The sequence below is a fragment of the Pedobacter sp. V48 genome, assembly GCF_000523515.1.
Taxonomy (GTDB): Bacteria; Bacteroidota; Bacteroidia; order Sphingobacteriales; family Sphingobacteriaceae; genus Pedobacter.
The window spans coordinates 68,033-94,031 of record NZ_AWRU01000009.1 but is presented as its reverse complement, the minus strand read 5'-3'; the positions used below and the strand labels follow the sequence as shown (position 1 = coordinate 94,031).

The following is a 25,999-nucleotide window of genomic DNA, read 5'->3' as shown; positions in this document are numbered from 1 at the left end:
TAACATCATTTAAATGCAGTTACTTGACGGAAAATTTGTATCAGAGAAAATAAAACAGGAAATAGCGGTTGAGGCTGCAGATTTTTTAGCAGAGAGCGGCAGAAAGCCCCACCTGGTAGCCATACTTGTAGGTAATGATGGAGGAAGTGAGACTTATGTTGCCAGCAAAATGAAAAACTGCGAAAAAGTTGGCTTCCAGTCTTCATTGMYYASAYNAYGMTSTTNCCGWTNCTKAGSWAKNNCTGWTNCAAWNAAGWYWRNGAARYYAACKWKKWYGCWGKTKTTSAYKKTKNTRRYWRYWYAACTTCCACTTCCTAAACATATTGATCCTGAAAAGGTAACTGAAGCTATCGATCACCGTAAGGATGTGGATGGATTTCATCCAATCAATTTAGGACGCATGATGCGCAATTTACCATGCTTTATTCCTGCAACGCCTTACGGTATTATGCTAATGTTGGAGTCTTATCAAATAGATACGGTTGGTAAACACTGCGTAGTTGTTGGTAGAAGTAATATTGTTGGTAGCCCAATGAGTATTCTGATGGCCCGCAATGCAAATCCCGGTAACTGTACAGTAAGCCTTACTCATAGCAGAACTACTAACTTAAAAGAAATGTGTTTGCAAGGTGATATCATTATTGCTGCTATTGGCAAAAAGAACTTCATTACTGCTGATATGGTGAAGCCTGGTGCTATCGTTATTGATGTGGGTATGAACAGAGAAACTTCTACTGCTACAAAATCAGGATACAAACTGTATGGGGATGTAGATTTTGAAAATGTTGCACCAAAAGCTTCATGGATAACTCCTGTTCCGGGTGGTGTTGGATTAATGACTATTGTTGGTTTGTTAAAGAACACACTTGCATCGGCTAAAAAAGAAATCTACAGGTAAATAAGTTTCTATAATATTCTATTTTCCAAAAAGCTTTTTAATCCAGCTTTCTTTAAAACCTACATAAACCCCGTCAGATCTGGTTTCTAGCGGGTAAATATCTATGTAATCGCCCTGGCCCTCTGCTCCTCTTCCGTTTTCAAGATTATACTCCCAACGATGAATAGGACAAATGAGATGCCCGTTTTTACACCATCCGCCACTTAAAATACCTCCGGCATGTGGACAGGTGTTTTGTACTGCAAAAATTTTTTGTTGATGTTTTACCAGACATACCTTTTTACCACCAATATTGATCTGCTTCACAAATTCCTCGTCAGGTATTTCTGTCTCTATTTTATGCCACTTCAAAATCGAACTCTAATTAAATTTCAAACAACTTCTTCACAGATAGGTCATTTATATTGGCTCAATATACATATAATCTAATTTCCCCCGGATATTTATTTAACTTTGCACCCTTATATATGGCACATCAAATACCAGCAGACGGCACGCTACTTCCATTGATGGAAGAGTTTTACACTATACAGGGGGAAGGATTTAATACCGGTAAAGCAGCTTATTTTATTCGCTTAGGCGGTTGTGATGTTGGTTGTCACTGGTGTGATGTAAAGGAAAGCTGGGATGCTGAACTACACCCGCTCACTTTATCTGATGATATTGTTGCTAAAGCCGATACTTTTCCAGGTAAAGCTGTCGTCATTACCGGTGGGGAGCCTTTAATCTATAACCTCGATTACCTTACTCAAAGGCTTCGCGAACGGAAAATATTAACCTTTATTGAAACCTCTGGTGCATACCCGCTTTCTGGAGAATGGGATTGGATTTGTTTATCGCCCAAGAAATTTAAAGCCCCAAGACCCGATATTACACCTTTTGCAAATGAACTAAAGGTTATTGTGTTCAACAAAAGCGATTTCGAATGGGCAGAGAAATATGCTGAAACAGTTTCCGAAAACTGTAAACTATATTTACAGCCAGAGTGGTCAAAATCAAAGGAGATTACCCCATTGATCATTGATTATGTAATGGCTAATCCGAAATGGGAAATTTCTTTACAGACACATAAATTTTTAAACATTCCATAGGTTTTCTATCTATTTCGCTATATTTAATATTATCGTTAATATAAGCGTCAATGAAGAAAACGTTACTCCTGTTCTTCTTACTCTTTGTTGTTGTACATGCTGGTGCCCAAACTACCAATATAAAGAAGGCGCAGACCAATTTTGATAAAGCTCAGAATTATTTAAAGCAAGATAATTATGACCTTGCAGTTTCTGCTTTATTAGAAACTGTAAAAGAAGATCCGTCTTTTCAGTTTGCCTTTATACAACTTGGCGATATCAATCGCAGAACAAAGAACTTTGACGCAGCTAAAACGGCATATCTGAGTGCTTTAAATCTTGGAGCCGATAAAGCTGATCCCCGTTTATATTACGGGTTAGCTGAATCTGAGTTAAATACAGGCGACTATTCGAATGCTTTAAAACACATCGAACTCTTTATTAAAAACTACAAAGGCAACGATAAAGATTTCATTAATAAAGCCAATAAATACCTTAAAGATTGTGAGTTTGCCGTTTTAGCAATAAAATTCCCCCAGCAATACGAGCCGGTTAACCTGGGAAAAGAGATAAATTCCAGCTATAGAGACTACTTTCCTTCTGTTACTGCAGATGGAGAAAAACTAATTTTTAGCAGAAACATAAATGGAAACGAAGACTTCTTTATTTCTGCCAAGGTTAATAAAGAATGGACAACTCCTACTCCATTGAGTGATAAAATTAACACTTCAAAATTTAACGAGGGCGCTCAATCCATTTCACCTGACGGGCTTTATTTGTTTTTTACTGGATGCAACAGACCTGATGGCTTAGGCAGATGCGACATTTATGTTAGCCATAAAGAAGGTAATAACTGGGGCGAACCTTTTAATCTCGGTGCCCCTTTAAACTCACCTTTTTGGGATTCGCAACCTGCAATTAGTCCTGATGGCACCACTTTGTTTTTTGTAAGCAACCGACCAGGTGGTTTAGGTGGCTATGACATATGGAAAAGCACACTAAAAAGTGATGGGTATTGGGGCGTCCCTCAAAATCTTGGACCCGAAATAAATACGCCATATGATGAGCATACTCCATTTATCCATCCAGACGGAAAAACGCTTTATTTTTCGTCGGACGGATGGCCTGGATTAGGAAATAAGGACGTTTTTTTAAGCAGATTGGACGATTCCGGGCATTGGGGCAAACCAGAAAACCTAGGTTATCCTATTAATACATTTAATGAAGAAACCGGCTTAATAGTAACTCCTGATGGCACAGAAGGTTTGTTTTCTTCGAATTTAAAAGGAGGATTTGGCGACATGGACATTTACCGGTTCAAAATGCCAGAAAATAAAAAACCACTCCCGATTACTTATGTAAAAGGCATTGTAAAGGATAAAAAAACAGGTGTATTTGTAGAAGCAAAGGTTCAGGTAGTGGACCTCAAAAATGGAAAAACTGAATATAACGATTATACTTCTAAAGAAACCGGAGATTTCCTTGCCGTAATGCCAATTGGAGGAAACTATGCCTTTAACGCTAGCTCCGATGGTTATTTGTTTTATTCTGAAAATTATGAATTGAATAGTTCCTATTCTAACAAACCCTTTCTGCTGGAGATTTTGCTGGAAAAACTAAAGGTAGGCACCAATGTAATATTGAAAAACATATTCTTTAACACCAACCAGCATAGTTTGCTACCTGCATCCGTTACCGAATTAACTACACTTGTAGATCTTTTAAATAACAATGCCAATATTAGCATTGAAATACAGGGACATACTGACAATGTTGGAAATGTAAAGGACAACGAAAAACTCTCTATGCAGCGTGCCAAAGCGGTTTATGATTACCTTTTAGAACATAAAATAGCGGCTGAGCGCTTAACTTACAAAGGGTATGGTGAATCGAACCCTATTACATCCAATAACACTGAAGAAAATAGAAAGCTGAACAGGAGAACTTCTTTTGTTATCAGTAAGCTTTAAAAGCGATTAAATAACCGCTTTTCTTACTCTAATTAGTTTAACCAAAAGGTCTTCGAGCAAATCGAGATGCAGCATATTAGCACCATCTGATTTTGCATTTGCCGGATCAGGATGTGTTTCAATAAACAAGCCATCCGCTCCCACCGCAATTGCAGCTTTAGCAATTGTTTCTATTAATGCCGGTTTACCTCCTGTTACACCACTGCTTTGATTTGGCTGCTGTAATGAATGCGTACAGTCCATAACAACAGGTACTCCAAAAGATTGCATTTCGGGCAAACCACGGTAATCTACGATAAGATCCTGATAGCCAAAAGTATTGCCTCTATCTGTAAGGATCACTTTATTATTTCCTGCCTCTACTATTTTTTCTACAGCAAATTTCATTGATCCGGCAGATAGAAATTGTCCTTTTTTAACGTTTACAACCTTATTTGTTTTGGCAGCTGCAATTAACAAGTCGGTCTGTCTGCATAAAAAAGCTGGAATCTGCAACACATCAACGTAAGCAGCAGCCATAKCWRMSNCAKYGSTKTMATGAATATCTGTTACCGTTGGTACACCAAAGGTTTTACTTACTTTCTCTAATATTTTAAGTGCTTTTTCATCACCAATTCCGGTAAAAGAATCACCTTTAGAGCGGTTAGCTTTACGGTATGAGCCTTTAAAAATATATGGTATTTGTAGTTTATCTGTTATTGTCACTATCTTTTCGGCTATGCGCATGGCTATTTCTTCGCCTTCTATGGCACAGGGCCCTGCCATTAAAAAGAAATTACCTGATTCCTGATTTTTGAAATTATTTAAAGGGAAATTGATCATCGTTGTTTTTATTGTTAATTACCTAGTTCAGACATGAATTTAATACGCATCAGCTGTATTTCTTCACGAGAATAATCTGATTCTCCAAGTTCTCTTAATGCTTCATCAATTGAGTCATTTTCTGCTGATTGGAAATAATCAAATACTTCATCCTGGCGGTCCTCATCTATCACTTCATCCACAAAGTAACTAAGATTTAGTTTGGTGCCAGAATTTACAATTGCTTCTACTTCTTTTAGAATATCATCGTATGTGATACCCTTCGATTTTGCAATGTCTTCGAGGCCAATTTTTCTGTCTATATTCTGAATAATCGATACTTTAAGCTGAGATTTATTGGCCTGTGTTTTAATAATCAGATCAATAGGACGTTCGATATCATTATCCTCTACATATTTTTTGATAAGCTCAAGAAAAGATCCTCCAAATTTAAGCGCTTTTCCATGACCAACTCCCGATATTTGCTTTAGCTCGTCCATCGAAATTGGATAATGGGTACACATCTCTTCAAGAGATGGATCCTGAAACACTACAAAAGGAGGTACATTCTTTTGTTTKGCTATTTTCTTTCTCAGATCTTTCAGCAACTGCAGTAACTGAGCATCTACAGCTCCACTACCATGCTTCACATCATCTTCATCATCATCCGCTGCACTTTCTATTGGCTCATTTAGGACAAACTTAAGTGCATATGGATTTTCAATAAAGCTTAATCCGCCATTGGTTAACCCAAGTAAACCGTAATTGTCTATGTCTTTAGATAAGAAATTATTTAATACCGCTTGTCTTATAAGTGATTTCCAATGATTCTCTCCCTCAACAACTCCTAAGCCAAATTCAGGAAGCTTACTGTGTTCATAAGCAATTGTCTGAGCAGTTTCATTACCTAAAATAACGCTCAGGATATGGGCATCATCAAACTTCTCTCCTATTTTTTTAATCAGCTTTAACAGAACCATCAAAGATTCTTCTGCCTCAAATAGTTTTTTCGGTTTCTTACAGTTATCACACATGCAATTACAACCGGTCTCATTGAAGTTCTCTCCAAAGTAATGAAGGATCTGCTTTCTTCGGCACACGCCTGATTCAGCATAATCAATAACCTCCTTTAATATCTGAGTGCCTATTTCGCGTTCAGATACCGGCTTGTCCTTCATAAACTTGGCCAGCTTATCTACATCCTTTTGAGCGTAGAAAGCAATACAAATTCCCTCTCCTCCATCACGTCCGGCCCTACCAGTCTCCTGGTAATAACCTTCCATGCTTTTAGGGATATCATGGTGAATTACAAAACGCACATCCGGTTTATCGATTCCCATACCAAAGGCGATAGTGGCTACAATAACCTCTACATCCTCCATAAGGAACCTATCCTGAGTATCGGCTCTCACCTTTGGTTCTAAGCCTGCATGATATGGTAAGGCTTTAATACCGTTCAGATTTAGGGTTTCTGCAACCTCTTCAACCTTTTTACGGCTAAGGCAATAAATAATCCCTGATTTACCGGTATTGTATTTTATATATCTGATGATTTCTTTAATGACATCCCTCTTGGGCCTGATCTCATAAAATAAGTTGGGCCTGTTAAATGATGATTTAAACAAAGTGGCATCAGACATTTGAAGGTTCTTAATGATATCCTGCTGAACCTTAGGTGTTGCAGTAGCAGTTAAGGCTATAATTGGAATATCTTCGCCCAGACCTTGTATCACTTGCCTGATTTTCCTGTATTCGGGCCTAAAATCATGGCCCCACTCGGAAATACAGTGGGCTTCATCAACCGCCACAAAAGAAATCTTAATCAATTTTAAGAAATCTATATTGTCTTGCTTAGAAAGCGATTCGGGAGCAACATACAACAATTTTGTCTGTCCGCTTAATAAATCACTTTTAACTTGAGTAATTTCGGTTTTATTTAAAGAAGAATTTAAAAAGTGTGCAATACTATCACTTCCTCCAAATGCCCTTAGCTGATCTACCTGATTTTTCATCAATGCAATTAATGGCGATATCACGATAGCAGTTCCCTCTTCCATCAAAGCTGGCAACTGGTAGCAAATGGACTTCCCCCCACCCGTAGGCATTATAACAAACGTATTTCTTTTTTCAAGAATATTGGTGATGATAGACTCCTGATCTCCTTTAAAATTATCAAAACCAAAAAAGGTTTGTAAGTTATCAAACAACGACTTTTTTATATCCATTTCGTGTATAAAATATTCAGTGCTATTTTTACTTCAAAATAACATAATTTTGCACAAATTCAAAGCATCAATATACTAAATAATTCTGTTTGAAAAGTAAAAAATCTATTATCGACGACGCTGTTAGCACTTTACAGTTGGAAGCTCAGGCTATTTTAGGCTTAATTGAAAATATAAATGACGATTTTGTTAAGATTATTGACCTAATTATCGAAAGTGAGGGTCGTGTAATTGTAACCGGAATTGGAAAAAGCGCCATTATTGCGCAAAAAATTGTGGCAACTTTTAACTCAACGGGTACTCCGGCCATATTTATGCATGCAGCAGACGCTGTACATGGAGACCTCGGAATGATCCAAAAAAACGACATTGTAATCTGTATTTCCAAGAGTGGAAATACTCCTGAAATAAAGGTATTGACACCATTACTTAAACAAGCCGGCAACATTATGATCGGTATGGTTGGTCAGTTAAATTCTGATTTGGCTTTGCAGGCCGATTTTATATTAAACACCTTCGTAGCAAAAGAAGCCTGTCCGCATAACTTGGCTCCTACTACCAGTACCACTGCCCAGCTTGCTATGGGCGATGCTTTGGCTATTGCTTTGTTAAACGCACGTAATTTTAATGAAGACGACTTTGCGCGCTTTCACCCGGGTGGAGCACTGGGTAAAAAACTCTATTTAAAAGCCGGAGATATTGCCCTGAAGAACGAGAAACCAAGTATTCATCCTTCGGCATCGGTTAAAGATGTCATAATCGAAATTAGTCAAAACCGTTTGGGTGCTGTTGTTGTTATTGAAAGCAATGCTATTTTGGGGATAATTACTGATGGAGATATTCGTAGAATGCTGGAAAAACATTCTAATTTAGCCGATATTNNAGCKARNGAKYKAATGAACCCCAATCCAAAGAAAGTAGATAGAGCGGTTTTAGCAATCACTGCTTTGGATATGATAAAAGAAAACAACATTACGCAACTATTGGTTACCGATAATGGAGCCTATTTTGGCATGATACATTTTCACGACCTTTTACAAGAAGGTATAATTTAAAGAGACTGTAATATCAAATATGAATAATAATAATTACGCCTTAATAATGGCTGGCGGTGTTGGAAGCCGTTTTTGGCCTGTCAGCAGAACAGAATATCCTAAACAGTTTATTGATTTTTTCGGTGTTGGAAAAACACTTATACAGAGCACTTACGATCGTTTTTTAAAGATTTGTCCTCCAGAAAATATATTTGTAGTAACTAACGAAATATATACGCATATCATCAAAGAGCAGCTTCCTGATTTGAATGAGAATCAAATTTTGGCAGAACCTATTATGAGAAATACAGCTCCATGTGTTTCTTATGGATCAATGAAAATTGCCCAGATTAATCCAAATGCAACTATTGTAGTAGCGCCTTCTGATCATACCATTACCAATCAGGACGCTTTTGTTGAAGCGATTGAACAATCTTTAAAAGCAGCATCTGAAAATGATTGCCTGATTACTTTAGGCATAAAACCTAGCAGACCTGATACCGGCTATGGTTATATACAATACACGGAGAGTTCATTAAAAACTGATGAGCAGATCCATAAAGTAAAAATCTTTACTGAAAAGCCTAATTTAGATCTGGCCAAATCTTTTGTACAAAGCGGGGATTTCTTATGGAATGCCGGGATTTTTATCTGGTCTGCAAAATCAATTAACAATGCTTTCTCAAAGCATTTACCGGACATGTACGAGATATTCCATCAGGGAGATGATTTATATAATACAGCTAATGAAGCCGAATTTATAGGAAATGCATATTTGCAGTGTACTAATATTTCCATTGACTTCGGGATTATGGAAAAGGCAGATAATGTTTATGTACTTCCCGCTGATTTTGGTTGGTCTGACCTTGGAACCTGGGCTTCTATCTATGATATTGCTGAGCACGATTATGTTGGCAATGCAGTAATTCCCTCAGAAAAGGTGATGATGTTTAACTCATCAAACTGCATGGTAAATGTGCCAAAGAATAAATTGGTGATTTTGCAGGATTTACATGATTACATTGTTGTAGAATCTAACAATACACTATTAATTTGTCCAAGATCATCTGAACAAAGCATAAAGCAAATTGTTGCTGATGTAAAATCAAAATTCGGCACAAAATATATTTAAACCCATTGAATTATCTTTTAACACATCCGGATCGGGCCAGGTCTTAATCCGGATGTGTTGTTTTATTTACGTCCAATTTTAACGTTGCAATGTCTAAATTTTTATATGGAATTGATTTCGGCACAACCAATTCAGCCCTATCAATTTTTGATGAAGAAAAAAAGGAAATCATAAAAACAATCATTGTTCCTTCAATACTATATTTTCAAAGTGAGCAAAGTGCTGCAGAACCCCTAAAATATGTGGTTGGCGACCAAGCCGTAGCCCAATACATAAAGGATGGAATGAAAGGTAGATTCATGAAATCAATAAAACGTATTCTGCCAAGAAGCAGTTTTATAGAAACCAGAATTCATAACAAAAAGTTCAACGCCTCCGATCTTGTTACCCTGATATTAAAGGAATTAAAGGAAAAAGCCGATGAGGTTATTGGTTATGATTGTAAAAAGGCTATTATCGGTCGCCCTGTCTTTTTCGACGATGACAATACTGCAAAGGATGCTCTTGCACAAAAGAGATTAAATAAGGCAGCAGAAAATGCTGGCTTTGAAGAAGTAAGATTCCAGTTTGAACCTATAGGTGCTGCTTTCGCATACGAAAAGACAATATCTAAAAAGGAAAAAGTACTGGTAGCGGATTTAGGTGGTGGAACAACGGATTTTACATATCTGGAGCTTGACCCGGCAAAGGTTGGCAGCAAAAACAGAAGAAACGACATAATCGCTACCGGAGGCATTTATATTGGGGGCGACAGCTTTGATTCTGCATTTATGTGGGACAAAGGAACACCTCATTTTGGAAAACACACGCTATACGAAGCAGCACCAGGAAAAATGCTTACAGTCCCGGTTTCTTTATTTGCGAATATATGTTCCTGGGAACAAATGAACTTTTTTAACGGAATTAAGATTAAAAATGATCTTCAAAACTACTATCATTACTCTAAGCAAGATAGAAAATTCAAAAACCTGATTACCCTTACCGACAATAATCTAGGATATTCTCTTTTTCAATCAGTTGAAAAAACAAAAGTGGAATTATCGTCACTTCCTGTTTCGCAGTTTCAGTATTCAAAAATGGATATTGAAATTAACGATGAAGTAACCATTGATCAGTATAATGGCATCATTCAAAAAGATATTAAAAAGATAAGTGCTTACTTAGATGATTTTCTATTAAATCATCAGATCGCTGTAAATGACATTGATAGCCTTTTCCTTACTGGAGGTACATCTATGGTTGCTGCAATCAAAGATCTCTTTAAAACAAAATTCCCAAGTACACCAGTGCATTCGGGAGATAATTTTATTAGTGTAGCTAAAGGACTTGCCTATAGTGGTTATCTATTTGAGGAATGATAAGTTAAACTTATCATTCCAAATTATTACGAACGTTGTCTTATCGCTTCGTACAGGATAATACCCGCAGAAACTGATACGTTTAATGAATTGATTTCGCCAAGCATTGGAATCTTAGCCAGATGGTTGGCCATTCTCATAATTTCATTTGAAATTCCCTCATCTTCAGCTCCCATAACAATAGCTGTTGGGGCAGTGTAATCCGGCGCATATATTAAATCGTTGGTCTTTTCTGTACAAGCAACTATCTGTAATCCACATTCCTGCAAAAACAACGCTGTTTTTTGAAGATTTGGATGTCTGCATACCGGTATACTAAATAAAGCTCCCGCTGAAGTCTTAATGGCATCAGCGTTGATCTGCGCAGAATTTTTAGTAGGCACAATTATAGCGTGTACTCCTGCGCAGGCAGCAGTTCTGGCTATGGCCCCCATATTTCTTACATCGGTAATCCCATCAAGAATCAAAATTAAAGGTGTTTCTCCCTTTTCGTAAACTAATGGGATGATATCTTCAATTTTTTGAAAGGTAATGGATGAAATTACAGCAATTACTCCCTGATGATTTTTTTGGGTCATCCGGTTCAATTTCTCTACCGGAACATTATGCACCGGCGCATCAACCTCCTTTAATAGCTGTTTTAACTCCAATATAATCTCGCCAGTTAAACTACGTTGTATGTAAATACTCTCTATATCTTTACCAGCCTTAATAGCCTCTATAACTGCACGTATACCAAATACGAACTCATTATTTTCTTTAGGTCTGGCAGACCTTCTTGAGTTTTCCATTTCCTTTAAATTGAAGGGCAAAAATAGCTCAAAAATTGCGATTAATTTAACCTAATTTTTAAGTGCGAGTGTTTTGCTTATTAACATCTTGTTGTTAGGAAATTGTTCGAATTCACGAAAGTCATGTTAGGACTAATGAATTTAAGTTGTGGGAWTGTTCATAAAGATTTTAAGAAGAGACCTAATTTTTGTCTATTTTTGTATTCATGAGCAGCGATAACGGAACACAAGGACAAGACAAGGCAAACTTCACAGCGCGGAAAAATAGATTAAGTAATTCTATGACCACGATGGGAAAGATCCCGCCTCAGGCGATTGACCTTGAAGAAGCTGTACTTGGCGCATTAATGCTCGAAAAAGATGCCCTATCTACCGTAATTGACATTCTAAAACCCGAAGTATTTTATCATGAAGGGCATAAAAAAATCTTTGAAGCGATTCAGGGGCTTTTTCAAAAATCCAAACCAGTAGATATTTTAACCGTTACCTCTGAATTAAGAACGCTGGGACAATTAGAAATGATTGGGGGCGCTTATTATATTACTAACCTGACAAATAGAGTTGCTTCAGCAGCGAACATAGAATTCCATGCCCGTATCATTTCCCAAAAATATATTCAGAGGGAATTGATCAGGATCTCTTCAGAGATTATTCAGAATGCTTACGAGGACACCACAGATATATTTGATTTGCTGGATCATGCGGAAAAGAACTTATTTGATATTGCTCAGAACAACTTAAGAAGAGATACACAAAAGATGGATGAGATTGTAAAACAATCTTTAGCCACCTTAGAAGCGCTTCGTGGTAAGAGTGATGGGTTAACCGGTGTTCCATCCGGCTTTACTGATCTTGATCGTATTACAGGTGGATGGCAACCTTCAGATTTAGTAATCATTGCGGCTCGTCCGGCGATGGGTAAAACAGCATTCGTTCTAACCTGTGCACGTAATGCAGCTGTAGAATTTAAAAGACCCGTTGTAGTGTTCTCATTAGAGATGTCGTCGGTTCAATTGGTAAATCGTTTGATTTCAGGAGAAACCGAGATTGAGCAGGAAAAAATCAGAAAAGGAAATCTGGCAGAATGGGAATGGCAACAGCTACATAGTAAAATAGGAACCTTAACAGAGGCACCACTATTAATAGACGATACCCCTGCCCTTAACATCTTTGAATTCAGAGCAAAATGCAGGAGACTTAAATCTCAGTATGACTTGCAGCTAATCATCATCGATTACTTGCAGTTGATGCATGGTAAGGGAGAAGGACAAAGCGGTGGTGGTAATAGGGAACAGGAAATTGGTAGTATATCAAGAGCGCTTAAATCTGTTGCTAAAGAACTAAACGTACCCGTACTTGCGCTATCACAGTTAAGTCGTGCAGTAGAGAGCAGACCTGGTGTTAACGGAAAACGACCAATGCTATCAGATTTACGTGAGTCTGGATCTATTGAGCAGGATGCCGATATGGTGCTATTCTTATACAGACCAGAATATTATGGTATTACCGAAGATGAGCAGGGACGCTCACAAGCTGGTATTGGTGAGGTAATTATTGCAAAACACCGTAACGGTGAAACCGGAATTGTGCCGCTACGCTTTATTGGTAAGTATGTGAAATTTGCGGATTTGGAAGAAAGCTTCTCTGCCCCTACTTCATTCTCTATGGACAGCCCGGGGGCAGGCATGCATCCTTCACAAGATTTTGACAGACCCGCCGGAAATGTAATCATTAAACCGTCGCGCATGGATGACATGCATGATGAAGATGCTCCGTTCTAATCAGGTAATTCTTTTTGAGCTATAAAAAGTAGCCTAACAATATACCGCCCAAAACAATAAAAGGTGGACTTATTTTAGTGAAATTCAGAATAAGAAAAGTCACTATTAAAACCGTTATAGCTGTAAAGTCCATACCAATTGGTTTTACAAGGAGAATAAATGCAGCAATAATAAAACCCACGCTGACAGCATTTATCCCGGATAACGAATATTTAATACGGGCTATCTTTTTAAGATCTTCCCAAAAGGGAACAATAAATAACACCAAAATCAATCCAGGCAGATTGATGCCTAAAACGGCTACTATCCCTCCCGTTATCTGGCCGGTTATTCCATATCCAAAGTTCCTCATACTTAACGCACCAACATAGCTGGTAAACGAGAACGTAGGTCCCGGTAAAGCTTGCTGCAATGCAAAGCCAGATAGAAAGCCTGAAGAATGCAGATAATGCTTCATTTGCACAAACTCAGTAAACATAAGCGGAACAAGCACTTGTCCACCACCAAAAATAAAGATACCATTGCGGTAAAAGTTCTCGAACAACCTGATAGGCAAACTAAAAGGCGAAGTACGGTTAATAATGGCCCCTAATAAGGCCAGAAATAACAATACCCCTACAAAATAGATCAGTTTTTTGGGATTTATATTTGAGAATAGCTTTACCCGGATTTCGCTTTCCTCTTTTGGAGCATCTAAGGCAGATGAAATCATACCTCCTATTAAAATTGCAATAGGAAATACATAGGCATTTCTCAAGACAAGGGTAGAAATTATAGCTGAAATAGCAAGAAATACCGACAATTGTGAAACCAGCACCCTTCTTGAAAGATTATATGCCCCAAAAGCAACAATACCCAAAGCTATCGGTTGTATATATTCCAATATCTCTACAAACTTTTCTTTGTGGTCAACCTTTGCATAGCTGATAGCGGCAAAAGTCATGATAGCAGCAGAGGGAAAAATCCAGATTATAAAAGTGACTAAAGAAAGTTTTAACCCTCCTACTTTATAAGCAATACCAACCAGTGTTTGAGTAGATGCCGGGCCGGGCAATACCTGTGCTAATGCATTCAGTTCCAACAATTCTTCTTCTGTGATGTATTTGGTATCCTTTACAAAATACTTAAGCAATAAAGCCAGATGCGCTTGCGCACCGCCAAAAGCAGTAAACGTGAACAGTATCACATTTCTGATAAACAAAAGTTGCTTCTTACTGCTCAATCTTTTAGTAATTAATCATCTTCATAATCTAAACCCGCTGCAGAATTATACGCGCCTTGTAACTCAGAAAAAGCATGCATATCTCTTTTATTTTTGGCTGCAAGCATCCCTTTTTGGTATATTTTTATACCCTCTTCAGTTTTCCCTGTTTTTTCATATAACTTTCCGAGATGATAATAAGTTCCAACATAATCAGGGTGCTCAGCTACAAGTTTTAAATAGTATTCAAATGCTTTTTCAGGGTCATTTGCTGAATTATATTCTGTTGCAAGGGCATACAAAACGAAAGGATCATTAGGTTCGCTCTCTAAAAAGTTTAATAGTTTGGTTAATCGGGTACTTTGCATTTTTAATCCCTGCTTTTTTAATTAGATTTGCAAAAAGACAATTTTAGCTAAAACAGCTTCATTACCTTTAAAACAAATTTATACATATGAAAATATTAGTTTGTATCAGTAATGTGCCCGACACAACAACAAAAATAACTTTTACTAACGATAATACACAATTCAATACCTCTGGTGTACAATTTATTGTTAACCCTTATGATGAGATCGCCTTATCAAGAGCTATTGAGCTTTGTGAGGGTGGTAAAGGAACGGTAACCGTAATAAATGTTGGAGAAAGCCAGACAGAGCCAACCATAAGAAAAGCACTTGCTATAGGTGCTGATGACGCCGTTAGAATTAATGCGATTCCAAGAGATGCTTATTTTACAGCTTATCAGATAGCAGAATACGCCAAGACTACTGAATTTGACATGATCCTTTGCGGTCGCGAATCTATAGATTATAATGGGTCTCAGGTTGCTGCAATGATTGGCGAATTCCTTGATATCCCGTCTATTTCTATCATCAAGAAATTAGATTATGACGGAACAACTGCAACAATTGACCGCGAAATTGAAGGTGGTAAAGAAGTTGTTTCTGTAACTGGCAAGTTTATTGCAAGTTGTGCAGAGGGAACTGCTGAACCTAAAATCCCTAACATGAGAGGTATTATGTCGGCAAGAACTAAACCTCTTGTAGTTGTTGAAGCTAAAGAAATCGAACAGGTTGCTAAGGTTCAACAATTTGAAACTCCTCCACCACGTGGTGCAGTTAAGCTTATCCCGGCTGAAGAGACCGCTAAATTAATTGACTTATTACATCAGGAGGCTAAAGTTATCTAACTGAAGTTCTATTTCAGAGTTTAAAAATTATTTAATAAAGATCGTATGTCAGTTTTAGTATATGTAGAACAAGTAGATGGCAAGTTTAAGAAATCTGTTTTCGAGGCAGTATCTTATGCAAAAGCCATTGCAGATAAACAAGGCGGTGGTTTAACCGCGATATCTATAGGTAATGTTGATGAAAGTGAACTAAAGGCATTAGGTAAATACGGAGCTTCTAAAGTTTTAAATGTTTCTAATGATCAGCTTAAGAATTTCGTAAATCAGGCATATGCCTCAATTATTGCTGAAGCAGCAAAAAAAGAAAATGCAGACGTAGTTGTCTTATCAAACTCTTTCTCAGGAAAAGGCCTAGCTCCTCGCGTGGCGGTTAAACTTAAAGCCGGATTAGTAGATGGTGCGGTAGAACTTCCTCAGTTGGATGGCGGCAAGTTTCTTGTTAAAAAGACTGCTTTTTCGGGTAAAGCTTTTGCAGTTACAGAATTAACTTCAGCAGTTAAAATAATAGCATTAAATCCAAATGCGTTTGGTGTTAAAGAATCAGCAGTTGATACAACTGTTGAAGCGTTTAGTCCGGAAATTAAAGCAACTGATCTTACTGCTATCGTTAAAGAAATTGTAAGAGCAACCAATAAGGTTTCCTTACCTGATGCAGAACTTGTAGTATCGGCGGGAAGAGGATTAAAGGGCCCTGAAAATTGGGGAATGATAGAGGAACTGGCCGACCTTCTTGGTGCAGCAACTGCTTGTTCTAAACCAGTTTCTGATGCTGACTGGAGACCACACTCGGAACACGTTGGTCAGACGGGTATCGCCATCAGTCCAAACTTATATATTGCAATAGGTATTTCAGGTGCAATACAGCATTTAGCTGGTGTTAGTTCATCCAAAGTTATTGTTGTAATTAACAAAGATCCTGAAGCACCTTTCTTTAAAGTAGCCGATTACGGAATTGTTGGCGACGCGTTTGAAGTTGTTCCAAAATTAATAGAAGCATTAAAAGCACATAAAGGTTAATTAAATATCTGGCAAGGGCAATCTGCATTTGCCGGATATTATTTAATATGAAAAAAGTAAAACTCGATATTGTTGGTTTATCCTATAGCCAAACTCAATCAGGAGCTTATGCTCTGGTTCTTGGCGAAGTAAACGGAAGAAGACGTTTGCCTATAATTATTGGCGCCTTTGAAGCGCAGGCTATTGCTATAGAAATTGAAAAAATGACACCAAGCAGGCCATTAACTCATGATCTGTTCAAAACATTTGCCCAAACTTATAATATTGAAATACAGGAAGTTTTGATTTATAACTTGGTAGAAGGCGTTTTTTTTGCAAAACTGATCTGTACTGATGGTGAAACCACTCATGAAATAGATGCTCGCACGTCGGACGCGATAGCTTTGGCTGTTCGTTTTAATGCTGCTATCTATACCTATGAGTTCATTCTATCTTCAGCAGGAATTGTAATTGAGGGAAATGATTTCCTATTTCTTGAAAACATAGATAGCATTCCAAAAGAACAGGGTTCAGAAGACATCAGCACTTCAATTCCAGGCACTAATTACAAAGCCTTAAGCATGGAAGAACTGCAGCAAAAACTCCAGGATGCAATTGCTGAAGAAGCCTATGAGAAGGCTGCAAGAATTCGTGATGAAATAAATAAAAGAAATTCAGCTTAACAATTTTAAAATAGTTATATATTCAGCCATTACTTTAAAAAACCAACTAAACTATTATTTATGAATGTTAAGTTTCGCTTAACTCTAATGAATTTTTTACAATTCTTTATATGGGGTTCCTGGCTCATTACCATTGGAGTTTATTGGTTTCAAAATAAAAGATGGTCTGGTTCAGAGTTTGGAGCAATCTTCTCTACGATGGGTATTTCTGCTATTTTTATGCCCGCCCTTATGGGTATCATTTCCGATCGTTTTATTAATGCAGAGAAACTATATGGAATTTTACACATCCTTGGAGCAATTAGTCTTTTCTCCTTGCCACTTGTAGATAACCCGACAACCTTTTTCTGGGTCATATTAGTAAACATGTTCTTTTACATGCCAACGCTCTCTCTATCTATTACAGTAGCTTATTCAGCATTAAAAAGTGCCCAGAAAGATGTGGTAAAAGATTATCCGCCTATCAGGATTTGGGGAACCATCGGATTTATTGCCGCCTTATGGGTAGTAAGTCTTTCAGGAAACGAGGCATCCTCCAATCAATTTTATATTGCTTCTGCTGTGTCACTAGCTCTGGGTATTTATGCTTTTACATTACCTAAATGCCCCCCTCTTGCCAACAGAATTGATTCGAAATCATTTGTTGATGCACTCGGCTTAAGGGCATTTACTTTATTTAAACAAAAGAAATTTGCCGTATTTTTCTTTTTCTCTATGTTTTTAGGGGCCGCCCTACAACTGACCAATGCTTACGGCGATACCTATTTGCACGACTTTAAAAATATACCGGAATACGAAAACCTGCTCGCTGTTAAATACCCTGCAATTATAATGTCCATTTCTCAGATATCTGAGACATTGTTTATTCTTGCGATACCTTTTTTCTTAAGGAAATTCGGGATTAAGTACGTGATGTTGCTCAGTATGCTAGCATGGGTGCTAAGATTTGGTCTTTTCGCTTTTGCTGATCCGGCAGGTGGCTTATGGATGATCATCCTTTCTTGTATTGTTTACGGTATGGCTTTCGACTTTTTCAATATCTCGGGATCCCTATTTATGGAAACTCAAATTGATGCCACTATAAGAGGTAGCGCACAAGGCTTATTCATGATGATGGTAAACGGTTTTGGAGCACTTTTTGGAAGTTTTACAAGCGGGTTAATAATTGATAAATTTTTTACTTATGCCGACCATAGTAAGGATTGGCAAGGAATCTGGATTACTTTTGCATCGTATGCTCTAGTGCTAGCTGTTATTTTTCCATTTATTTTCAAGTATAAACATAACCGTGCAGAGGAATCAGCTATAAAAGCAATGAGCCATTAACTCAATTGCTTTAGGATTTTTTAGTAACCGTTTTTAATAGATTTATGTCGACTGGTAAATATAGAAAAGAACATAATTGCCTCAATTGCGGGCAGAATGTAGAAAAACATTATTGCAGTAATTGTGGACAGGCCAACCTGGAACTTAAAGAAAATTTCTGGCAGTTCATAAGTCACAGTATTGCCCATTATTTCCACTTCGACAATAAGTTTTTTCAAACTTTATCACCCTTACTTACAAAACCCGGAGAAGTTACGCTGGATTATTTAGCTGGTAAAAGGGCCAGATATATCAATCCGGTTAGCATGTATATCTTTGTTTCTATTGTTTATTTCATTGTAGTTCCAAATAAATTAGAACACAAAGCCGAAGCAGTAGAATTTCATTCTTCTGCAAGTAAGGATTCAGCAAAATCAAAAACAGAAGCGCTAAAAAAAACCCTTGAGGATGGGGATTTTGAGGATGATTCTTTTATTGGAAAATCGGCAACATATGTGCAAAGAAAACTTGACTTGGTTGAATTTAAATCACTTAGTTTCTCAGATCAGGAAAAGAAAATTACTGAACTTAAACATATCATAGATAGTTTAAAGACCAATGAATATGACGATGTGTTAAAGTCTTATGAGAGATCACACATTATTAAGCAAGACAGCACGTATAGTTCATACCTGCTAAGGCAGCAAAAACTAAATGAAGAAGATCGTGATTCCTGGATTGATAGAATTTTTAAGAAACGTGAAATTGCTATAAACCAGAAATCAGCGTCCGGAAATTGGTCCGTAAAAGAAGAACTTGAACATTACAGGCCTAAACAATATTTCCTATTGATGCCTTTACTGGCTTTATTTATTATGTGGAATTTCAGAAAAAACCACATCTATTATTTAGATCACCTTATATTTACTATACACGGAACAACTGCTTTTTTTATTACCCAAATAGTTACTGTTCCTTTGCGGAGGGATTTATTTGGTACGGGATCCACTATCAGTGATCTAATTAAATGGGCGGTAATTATTGGGATTATCTGGTATCTCTATAAAGCTTTAACTGTATTCTACCAGCGTTCCAGGAAAGTGACCATTAAGAAAATGATAACACTCTGCTTCCTGTATATTATGGCGGCTTTCATTTCTGAATGGATAATTGAGCGATTCATATATTACTTTGTATAAATAAAAAAACCTTAGCTAAACAGCTAAGGTTTTTTTATTTAAGATATACGGTTAAGCTATTTTCTTTTTTCTATGGCAACAAATTCTCTATTTGTATGACCTACATATATTTGACGTGGTCGGCCGATAGGCTCTTTATTTTCGTGCATTTCTTTCCACTGAGCAATCCATCCTGGTAAACGGCCCAAAGCAAAAAGAACTGTAAACATATCCGTTGGGAAACCAAGTGCTCTGTAAATTATCCCTGAATAGAAATCAACATTAGGATAAAGCTTGCGCTCAACAAAGTATGGATCGCTTAACGCAGTTTCTTCTAATTTTTTAGCAATTTCTAAAACAGGATCATCAATACCTAATTTCTCTAAAATATCATCACAAGCTTTTTTGATGATCTTAGCTCTTGGATCAAAGTTTTTGTAAACTCTATGTCCAAAACCCATCATGCGGAAAGGATCATTCTTATCTTTTGCCTTGTTGATCCATTTTTCGGTATCTCCGCCATCTTCTTTAATACGCTCTAGCATCTCAATTACAGCTTGGTTAGCTCCACCATGTAATGGTCCCCATAGGGCATCAATACCGGCAGATACCGAAGCGTATAAATTACAATCAGAAGAACCTACCATTCTTACAGTTGATGCAGAACAGTTTTGCTCATGATCAGCATGAAGAATGAGCAACGTGTTCATTGCACTGACAACTACAGGGTCTATTTCTATTTCTTCGGWASRKYGYCCAAAGATCATATTTAAGAAATTGCTAACGTAATCGAACTTATTTTTAGGATAAATAAGTGGGTGACCTAATGATTTTTTATAAATGAAAGATACAATTGTAGGGAATTTAGCCAACAACTTGATCATTGTTAAATCCATCGTTTCCGCTGACGAATTTGCATTTAACGATTCAGGATAAAATGTTGACAATGAACAAACCAATGAAGACAATTGCGCCATTGGATGAGATTTTGAAGGGTATCCATCAAGGAACTTCTTCATATCTTCATGAATTAGCGTATGTCTGCTAATTTGAGCCTGAAAATCGTTCAGTTCGTTTTGTTTAGGTAAATCTCCATATATAAGTAAATATGCTACCTCAAGAAATGTTGACTTTTCCGCTAACTCTTCAATTGGATAACCACGATATTTTAGAACACCCTTTTCACCATCAAGAAAAGTGATGGCACTTTTCGTTGACCCAGTGTTTTTATAGCCAAAATCTAAAGTAATATGACCTGTTAAGTCTCTAAGTTTGGAAATATCTATGGCCTTCTCTCCTTCGGAACCTGTTATAACTGGGAATTCGTATATCTTCCCATCAATCTTAATTTCTGCAATATCTGACATATATATATCTTAAATTTATAATAAACAAAACTAACTAATCCTTTTTTATTAGCATTAAATCAACTATAACAAAGCTGTTAAATAATTATTAAATGTGGGTCAAAATCAAGTAAGATTAATAACTACTTACTGGGTTTGATCTCTTCCAAAACTGCGCCGCAATCCATCATTTCATCTCCATAATAAGGATTCTGAATCTGTTTTTCGGAAGCCAGCCAATCCCCTCCTTCTCCTTTATTGGCCATAGGACAATGTTGAACATAAATAGAGCCTTTTTTCAAATCTGCGTGTTTAAACATCGCAATTACATCTGAACTCAAATAAGTAAATTCTTTTCTTTGCGAGGCTATATCTTTGGCCGAAGCTATTTTTTCTGCAATTATAGCCGTATTCTCACAACCTGGAAAATTAGTAAGGCTGGTCTTTAACTGTGTTGCTGCTTTTTGAGCATCTTCAAACTTTGATTCTACTAAAGCATCTTTTAAATAGATATAACCATCATAAATATTTTGAACTTTACTATCGGTTAATTCAACAACAGCAGTAGTAGCTACCTTACTTTCAGATATACTATCTGTTGAAGCTTGCGTTTTTTTTTTATCTGTATTTGTACAAGACAGAGCCATCAAAAGGACTCCGGCTGCAAGATATTTTTTCATACTTTATCTATATTTTTATGAATCTATGAATCTATATGTAGCTCTAAAATGGCAAATTCATGCTTGTACAGGCCTAAAATAGCTCCATTGCATTGTTTTTTTGGTTAAAATACCTATTTTATATTTAAATAACTAAAAAAGCCCCTGAAAAATTCAGAGGCTTTAAATAAAATATTCAAATTCAGCATTATAACTTGAACCGGTAGGCAAGCCTCAGTGCAAACTGACCATTTACTGGTTGATAAGTGCTCGAAGAGCTGCCTTGATTATAACCTTCGTATCTGGCACTAATATCAAGCCCACCTTTCCATGCATACCCTAATTATTATACCCTTAATAAATTATCCAGCAAAAAGCCCTGCCTGAATTTTCAGGCAGGGCTATAAACTTTATTTATTAAATTACTATAGTTTAAACCCGTAAGCGACGCGCAAGGCTACTTGCCCTAAATTTCCTCCTCCTTTTGAAAGACCTTCATATTTCACTCCTAAATCCAAACCGTTGCTCCATGAATAACCTAGGGCAGGTGAATAAAGAAATGAAGTTCCTGAACCATTAGTAACGCCGAAAGCAGCTCCCAGCTCACCTAAACCGTAAAGACCTGATCCAGTTTCATCGAAAAATATTTTTACACCAGCCTTTAATGGAATATAACCAAAATCAGGCACGTCAACACCTGCTACTTCTTTTCCAAGAAAATGAGTATAACCCGTAGTTACCGGAATAGATATTTGTTTCGACACATCAAATTGAAGTCTGGCGTCTGCGCCAATCGCAAAACTATAACCGTCGTTTGTTGGAACACCCAGGTTCACTCCAATACCTAGTTTTTGAGCACTGGCATTAGTGGTAAAAAATAATGCCACTGCAGCTACTGCAGTCGCAAAGAATTTTGTAGAGTTTTTCATTTGATCGTTTATTTAAATTTAATGTATAGGTTTTTTGCTATACAACTGATCATTTACAAATTGTATGCCATACATTGAAAAGAAATATATTATTAAAGGAATAACAACTTTTAAATTACACTAACAATTATATCACATAGCTTAACTACGATCATTATATTTCAATTTAAAAGTWSWKASAGMAMKANGAWMWAWCNTCWTNNGAGTTTAGTTCCGTATTAAGCCAGGTTATTTTAACACCATCCTTCTCCATTTTCCTAAAAAATGTCATCTGTCGTTTTGCAAATTGGCAAATTGCTGTAGCGAGTCTTTCTTTCAATTCCCAATAGCTAAGCTCATCGAAAATGTAAGCTGCAATAAATTTATACTCCAGGCCATAAAAAACAAGGTCTTCTTTAGTAACTCCTTCAGCAATTAACTTCCTCACTTCATCTATCATACCTTCATCGAACCTAAGCTCAAGACGATTGATCACTTTCTGTCTCCGAAGTTCAACATTCGATGTCAAACCGATTACCAGTGGATCAATTAAAGGTCTTTCAATTCGTGGCAAATCGTTATGAATCAGGTATTCTGCAATCTCAATTGCTCTGATCATTCTTTTTTGGGATGATTGATCTGCGTGGTTTGTAAATTCGGATGGATAAGCAGACAACTTGTTCCGTAATAACTCATTATTCAGTTCTTTTAAAGTGTCCCTAAGTTCACTATTTACTGGTATAGCGGTGTATTCATGATTTTGAAGAATACTGTGAACATACATCCCTGTACCACCACAAAGTATAGGAAGTACACTTTGGTCAGTTAATTTCTGAAAAACAGCAAAGAAGTCCTCTTTAAATTCGTTTACGTTATATCTTTCTCCTGCTTGTTTAATATCGATCAAATGATACGGAATGCTTTTTCCATTCACCGCATACTCACTAAGATCTTTGCCCGTACCAATATCCATACCCCTAAAGATTTGTCTGCTATCTGCACTGATTATCTCGCCATTTAGCGCTTCGGCTAATTTCACAGCGAGCTTGGTTTTACCAGATGCAGTTGGTCCCAAAATGATCAACAAAGGATTTTGATGCATTATAAATATAAAATATATTTTAAATTACCAGTATTATAAATCTCTAAATACTCGTCTTCAATAGACTCAGCCGGTAACCTATGAGGAAAGTACCTAACCAAGGTGTCTTTCTTCAATCGCATCTCCAAAGGCGGCGTAACATGAGCGAGTTTAAAACCCGATTGCTCGTAAGCTTTCCCTAACGACCAATCCCTGTCAGCATAGCTCATTATGTCATTTGGCTTATAGGTCTTGATAAAATGTTGTAATAACTTGGTAAAACCTCCGATAACGGTATAACCAGATATACTGGCAAACCTGATAAGTTCAGCAGATCGATAGCCTGGACTAAGTCCTTTCATATACCTGAGGTTACTAAAACAAGCAACTGCAATAATCTGATCATCTAAACTCAGCCCGAATTTGTAATTAGATTTGGCCGATGCCTGCAGATGATTATTATTTAAGAAATCATCAGCATGCTTTTGTGTAATTTGAATAATCTTAGTTTTGCGCGCATGAATGCGTTTATTCAGACCAAGAATAGAAGAGATTCGTCCTATTACCTGTGCTTTTCTAGTTTTCCATACATCTTCCCATAAATGTAGCACTGCAATATTTTTCAATTGACATTGCTCTTGCAGCAATATCAGATCTTCAGGACGATAAGTATTTTTAAGTGAAATAAGATTAACTACAACCTCCCCTGCACCTACAGATAGCAGTTTGTATTCCAACGATTCAATATCATGTGTGGTAATACCAATATTCCCAAAACTGGTAATTACATCTTGTTGCCAATCTGGTTTTATACCCAACCCTTTTCTTTATAAACTTTAAACCCAGCCGCCAGCGCCTCCTCTATTTGTAACATCAATGCGTCATCCAGCTTTTTAATATGGAAACATGACTTACCATTTAACAATTTAAGCAGCTCAGGACCAAAAATCTTTTTCATATCTGGCTCCGTGTATACAGGCATATAATAAAAACCAACATGCCCCTTTTGTATAATTACGCTCGCAAAGAAAACTTCATTTCTTTGCCTTCCTTCAATCACTACATTCTTGTCACTCCAAAGGTCGAAGGAGGTTTCACTGTTTACTCTATTACTAAAACCCACAGTAGCATAAGGCTGCAGCGATGCCCTAATGGTTTGAAAAATTTCTACAAAATCAGTTTTCATTGTTTTAAGTTATAGATGACTATCAAATAAACAACATCTATTTATCAATATTGTTTAAGATTATAAGTTATGTGCTAACCACCATTTGCTAGAAGGATAATTCTTATTTAAAATTACAGATTCGCCCATTAATGGAGTAGCAATTTTCAAATTTTCTTCATTTGCCTTATTAACAACCCTTATGATCGGATCATTCCAGTCGTGCATAGCTAATTTAAATTTCCCCCAATGGACAGGTAGCAGAACCTTTGCGTTCAAATCTATTGCAGCCTGAACAGTTTGCTCAGGGAACATATGTATTAAAGGCCAGTAGGTATTGTACTGCCCACATTCCAATATTGCAATATCAAACGGGCCATAATGTTCTCCTGCATCTTTAAAATGTGTATCATATCCTGAATCGCCCCCTAAATACAATTTATCTTTTGATGTTTGTAAAACAAATGCAGACCATACCGTCTGATTTCTTTTAAATGTCCTTCCAGTAAAATGACGGGCAGCAAGCGCAGTAAATTTCAGCGTATTGTAAACAATTTCCTCTCCCCATGACATTTCAGTAATCCAGGAAGCAGACACACCCCATTTCTCCAAATGCGATCCTACACCCAATGAAACGATGAAGTGCTTTGTTTTATCCTTTAATTTTAAAATGGCTTGATAATCCAGATGATCATAATGATCATGAGTGATTAGCACAACATCCAGTTCAGGAAAATCTTCGGCTTTTACAAAATCTGTCCCTAAAAACCTTTTGGTCCCGATAAATGAAAAGGGAGATGGCCTTTCGCTTAATACGGGATCAACCAATATATTTTGTCCATCTGTTTGTATTAGATAAGAAGAATGCCCAAACCATATTATTTTAGTCTGGGAAGCATCTTGTGCAAAGTCGGGTTTAATGGTAGGTACCGGACTTTTAGGAGCCCCATTTACATTGCCCCGTAACATTCCTTTTATCATATCCCAATAACTTACGTTATCAGGTTTCATAGGGGTTGGCGACAAGTTTTCAAGTGCACCATCCCTATAATTAGGCAATTTTTTTATACGTGCTAAGCGAGCACCCTCAGGTACTCGCCCGAAAATAGGAAAGTTAAGCACCCAAACTGTAAACAGCACAAACACAGCAATAAAAATCAGTATGGAATACATAATCTTCTTTTCATATGGTTAATACAAGCGAATATACTTACAAAAAATTCTG

The 25,999-nt window shown here is 37.0% G+C and carries 22 protein-coding genes and 3 pseudogenes; 12 read left to right on the top strand and 13 right to left on the bottom strand.

Features of this window, described 5'->3' with window-relative positions; genetic code table 11:
• The first annotated feature begins 13 nt into the window (after nucleotides 1-13).
• Nucleotides 14-898: pseudogene (locus N824_RS10655) on the top strand (bifunctional 5,10-methylenetetrahydrofolate dehydrogenase/5,10-methenyltetrahydrofolate cyclohydrolase).
• Nucleotides 899-916: 18 nt separating this feature from the next.
• Here N824_RS10655 and N824_RS10650 read toward each other — a convergent pair.
• Nucleotides 917-1,249, bottom strand: coding sequence for a Rieske (2Fe-2S) protein (locus N824_RS10650; protein ID WP_048905140.1), 333 nt, complete (start codon nucleotides 1,247-1,249; stop codon nucleotides 917-919).
• A 116-nt stretch (nucleotides 1,250-1,365) separates the two neighbouring features.
• On the opposite strand from N824_RS10650, the gene N824_RS10645 reads away from it, so the two are divergent.
• Both N824_RS10645 and N824_RS10640 read left to right on the top strand, forming a co-directional pair.
• A complete protein-coding gene (locus N824_RS10645; protein WP_048905139.1) occupies nucleotides 1,366-1,989 on the top strand; it encodes a 7-carboxy-7-deazaguanine synthase QueE in 624 nt (207 codons plus the stop codon).
• Between the two features lie 50 nt (nucleotides 1,990-2,039).
• Nucleotides 2,040-3,938, top strand: a complete 1,899-nt coding sequence (locus N824_RS10640; RefSeq protein WP_048905138.1) for an OmpA family protein — start codon at nucleotides 2,040-2,042, stop codon at nucleotides 3,936-3,938.
• A 6-nt stretch (nucleotides 3,939-3,944) separates the two neighbouring features.
• Here N824_RS10640 and kdsA read toward each other — a convergent pair.
• Nucleotides 3,945-4,760 (bottom strand): annotated as a pseudogene (gene kdsA, locus N824_RS10635) (3-deoxy-8-phosphooctulonate synthase).
• 14 nt (nucleotides 4,761-4,774) lie between these two features.
• Complete coding sequence (gene recQ, locus N824_RS10630) at nucleotides 4,775-6,964, bottom strand: DNA helicase RecQ (RefSeq protein WP_048905136.1); 2,190 nt, start codon at nucleotides 6,962-6,964, stop codon at nucleotides 4,775-4,777.
• An 89-nt stretch (nucleotides 6,965-7,053) separates the two neighbouring features.
• Between recQ and N824_RS10625 the strand changes: the two genes are divergently transcribed.
• The 3 genes from N824_RS10625 (at nucleotide 7,054) to N824_RS10615 (ending at nucleotide 10,488) form a co-directional block, all read left to right on the top strand.
• Nucleotides 7,054-8,019: an SIS domain-containing protein gene (locus N824_RS10625; RefSeq protein WP_048905135.1), complete on the top strand. Its 966-nt coding sequence runs from the start codon at nucleotides 7,054-7,056 to the stop codon at nucleotides 8,017-8,019.
• 19 nt (nucleotides 8,020-8,038) lie between these two features.
• Nucleotides 8,039-9,130 (top strand): mannose-1-phosphate guanylyltransferase, encoded by a 1,092-nt coding sequence (locus N824_RS10620; RefSeq protein ID WP_048905134.1) that lies wholly within the window; start codon nucleotides 8,039-8,041, stop codon nucleotides 9,128-9,130.
• 89 nt (nucleotides 9,131-9,219) lie between these two features.
• Nucleotides 9,220-10,488 carry an Hsp70 family protein gene (locus tag N824_RS10615; RefSeq protein ID WP_048905133.1) on the top strand — a complete coding sequence of 423 codons (1,269 nt, stop codon included), beginning with the start codon at nucleotides 9,220-9,222 and terminating at the stop codon, nucleotides 10,486-10,488.
• Nucleotides 10,489-10,514: 26 nt separating this feature from the next.
• On the opposite strand, the gene rlmB is transcribed toward N824_RS10615, so the two are convergent.
• Nucleotides 10,515-11,279 (bottom strand): 23S rRNA (guanosine(2251)-2'-O)-methyltransferase RlmB, encoded by a 765-nt coding sequence (rlmB, locus tag N824_RS10610; RefSeq protein ID WP_048905132.1) that lies wholly within the window; start codon nucleotides 11,277-11,279, stop codon nucleotides 10,515-10,517.
• Between the two features lie 206 nt (nucleotides 11,280-11,485).
• On the opposite strand from rlmB, the gene dnaB reads away from it, so the two are divergent.
• Nucleotides 11,486-13,060: a replicative DNA helicase gene (dnaB, locus tag N824_RS10605; protein ID WP_048905131.1), complete on the top strand. Its 1,575-nt coding sequence runs from the start codon at nucleotides 11,486-11,488 to the stop codon at nucleotides 13,058-13,060.
• A 19-nt stretch (nucleotides 13,061-13,079) separates the two neighbouring features.
• Here dnaB and chrA read toward each other — a convergent pair whose 3' ends face one another.
• On the bottom strand, nucleotides 13,080-14,282 hold the full coding sequence (gene chrA / locus N824_RS10600) for a chromate efflux transporter (RefSeq protein WP_235207073.1): 1,203 nt from the start codon (nucleotides 14,280-14,282) through the stop codon (nucleotides 13,080-13,082).
• 11 nt (nucleotides 14,283-14,293) lie between these two features.
• Entirely contained in the window at nucleotides 14,294-14,629 is a 336-nt protein-coding gene (locus tag N824_RS10595) for a lipopolysaccharide assembly protein LapB (RefSeq protein ID WP_048905130.1), read from the bottom strand.
• An 86-nt stretch (nucleotides 14,630-14,715) separates the two neighbouring features.
• Here N824_RS10595 and N824_RS10590 point away from each other — a divergent pair, with 86 nt between their 5' ends.
• Genes N824_RS10590 through N824_RS10570 form a run of 5 tightly spaced genes read left to right on the top strand, consistent with a single transcriptional unit; the run spans nucleotide 14,716 to nucleotide 19,636 of the window.
• Nucleotides 14,716-15,453: an electron transfer flavoprotein subunit beta/FixA family protein gene (locus N824_RS10590; RefSeq protein WP_048905129.1), complete on the top strand. Its 738-nt coding sequence runs from the start codon at nucleotides 14,716-14,718 to the stop codon at nucleotides 15,451-15,453.
• Nucleotides 15,454-15,498: 45 nt separating this feature from the next.
• On the top strand, nucleotides 15,499-16,470 hold the full coding sequence (locus N824_RS10585; RefSeq protein ID WP_048905128.1) for an electron transfer flavoprotein subunit alpha/FixB family protein: 972 nt from the start codon (nucleotides 15,499-15,501) through the stop codon (nucleotides 16,468-16,470).
• 47 nt (nucleotides 16,471-16,517) lie between these two features.
• Complete coding sequence (locus N824_RS10580; RefSeq protein WP_048905127.1) at nucleotides 16,518-17,132, top strand: bifunctional nuclease family protein; 615 nt, start codon at nucleotides 16,518-16,520, stop codon at nucleotides 17,130-17,132.
• Nucleotides 17,133-17,192: 60 nt separating this feature from the next.
• The gene (locus N824_RS10575; RefSeq protein WP_084498273.1) at nucleotides 17,193-18,458 is read left to right on the top strand and encodes a nucleoside permease; all 1,266 of its coding nucleotides are present in this window, start codon (nucleotides 17,193-17,195) and stop codon (nucleotides 18,456-18,458) included.
• Nucleotides 18,459-18,502: 44 nt separating this feature from the next.
• Entirely contained in the window at nucleotides 18,503-19,636 is a 1,134-nt protein-coding gene (locus tag N824_RS10570; RefSeq protein ID WP_048905125.1) for a DUF3667 domain-containing protein, read from the top strand.
• Nucleotides 19,637-19,692: 56 nt separating this feature from the next.
• Here N824_RS10570 and N824_RS10565 read toward each other — a convergent pair whose 3' ends face one another.
• The 7 genes and pseudogenes from N824_RS10565 to N824_RS10535 all read right to left on the bottom strand — a co-directional run bounded on the left by N824_RS10565 (nucleotide 19,693) and on the right by N824_RS10535 (nucleotide 25,947).
• A complete protein-coding gene (locus tag N824_RS10565; RefSeq protein WP_048905124.1) occupies nucleotides 19,693-20,982 on the bottom strand; it encodes a citrate synthase in 1,290 nt (429 codons plus the stop codon).
• 122 nt (nucleotides 20,983-21,104) lie between these two features.
• A complete protein-coding gene (locus N824_RS10560) occupies nucleotides 21,105-21,641 on the bottom strand; it encodes a DUF3347 domain-containing protein (protein ID WP_048905123.1) in 537 nt (178 codons plus the stop codon).
• Between the two features lie 404 nt (nucleotides 21,642-22,045).
• Nucleotides 22,046-22,549 (bottom strand): hypothetical protein, encoded by a 504-nt coding sequence (locus tag N824_RS10555; protein ID WP_048905122.1) that lies wholly within the window; start codon nucleotides 22,547-22,549, stop codon nucleotides 22,046-22,048.
• Between the two features lie 166 nt (nucleotides 22,550-22,715).
• A pseudogene (miaA, locus tag N824_RS10550) lies at nucleotides 22,716-23,612 on the bottom strand (tRNA (adenosine(37)-N6)-dimethylallyltransferase MiaA).
• A gap of 17 nt (nucleotides 23,613-23,629) precedes the next feature.
• Entirely contained in the window at nucleotides 23,630-24,427 is a 798-nt protein-coding gene (locus N824_RS10545; RefSeq protein ID WP_048905120.1) for a hypothetical protein, read from the bottom strand.
• Nucleotides 24,418-24,795 (bottom strand): hypothetical protein, encoded by a 378-nt coding sequence (locus N824_RS10540; protein WP_052334114.1) that lies wholly within the window; start codon nucleotides 24,793-24,795, stop codon nucleotides 24,418-24,420. Before N824_RS10540 ends, N824_RS10545 begins: the two co-directional genes overlap by 10 nt.
• Before the next feature lie 60 nt (nucleotides 24,796-24,855).
• Nucleotides 24,856-25,947 carry an MBL fold metallo-hydrolase gene (locus N824_RS10535; protein ID WP_048905119.1) on the bottom strand — a complete coding sequence of 364 codons (1,092 nt, stop codon included), beginning with the start codon at nucleotides 25,945-25,947 and terminating at the stop codon, nucleotides 24,856-24,858.
• Nucleotides 25,948-25,999 lie beyond the last annotated feature (52 nt).

What these genes read in the sequence shown, in the direction of transcription:
- N824_RS10645 (WP_048905139.1), top strand. Translation starts at nt 1,366, where the DNA reads ATGGCACATCAAATACCAGCAGACGGCACGCTACTTCCATTGATGGAA.
- N824_RS10640 (WP_048905138.1), top strand. Translation starts at nt 2,040, where the DNA reads ATGAAGAAAACGTTACTCCTGTTCTTCTTACTCTTTGTTGTTGTACAT.
- N824_RS10620 (WP_048905134.1), top strand. Translation starts at nt 8,039, where the DNA reads ATGAATAATAATAATTACGCCTTAATAATGGCTGGCGGTGTTGGAAGC.
- N824_RS10615 (WP_048905133.1), top strand. Translation starts at nt 9,220, where the DNA reads ATGTCTAAATTTTTATATGGAATTGATTTCGGCACAACCAATTCAGCC.
- rlmB (WP_048905132.1), bottom strand. Translation starts at nt 11,279, where the DNA reads ATGGAAAACTCAAGAAGGTCTGCCAGACCTAAAGAAAATAATGAGTTC.
- dnaB (WP_048905131.1), top strand. Translation starts at nt 11,486, where the DNA reads ATGAGCAGCGATAACGGAACACAAGGACAAGACAAGGCAAACTTCACA.
- N824_RS10595 (WP_048905130.1), bottom strand. Translation starts at nt 14,629, where the DNA reads ATGCAAAGTACCCGATTAACCAAACTATTAAACTTTTTAGAGAGCGAA.
- N824_RS10590 (WP_048905129.1), top strand. Translation starts at nt 14,716, where the DNA reads ATGAAAATATTAGTTTGTATCAGTAATGTGCCCGACACAACAACAAAA.
- N824_RS10585 (WP_048905128.1), top strand. Translation starts at nt 15,499, where the DNA reads ATGTCAGTTTTAGTATATGTAGAACAAGTAGATGGCAAGTTTAAGAAA.
- N824_RS10580 (WP_048905127.1), top strand. Translation starts at nt 16,518, where the DNA reads ATGAAAAAAGTAAAACTCGATATTGTTGGTTTATCCTATAGCCAAACT.
- N824_RS10575 (WP_084498273.1), top strand. Translation starts at nt 17,193, where the DNA reads ATGAATGTTAAGTTTCGCTTAACTCTAATGAATTTTTTACAATTCTTT.
- N824_RS10570 (WP_048905125.1), top strand. Translation starts at nt 18,503, where the DNA reads ATGTCGACTGGTAAATATAGAAAAGAACATAATTGCCTCAATTGCGGG.
- N824_RS10560 (WP_048905123.1), bottom strand. Translation starts at nt 21,641, where the DNA reads ATGAAAAAATATCTTGCAGCCGGAGTCCTTTTGATGGCTCTGTCTTGT.
- N824_RS10555 (WP_048905122.1), bottom strand. Translation starts at nt 22,549, where the DNA reads ATGAAAAACTCTACAAAATTCTTTGCGACTGCAGTAGCTGCAGTGGCA.
- N824_RS10540 (WP_052334114.1), bottom strand. Translation starts at nt 24,795, where the DNA reads ATGAAAACTGATTTTGTAGAAATTTTTCAAACCATTAGGGCATCGCTG.
- N824_RS10535 (WP_048905119.1), bottom strand. Translation starts at nt 25,947, where the DNA reads ATGTATTCCATACTGATTTTTATTGCTGTGTTTGTGCTGTTTACAGTT.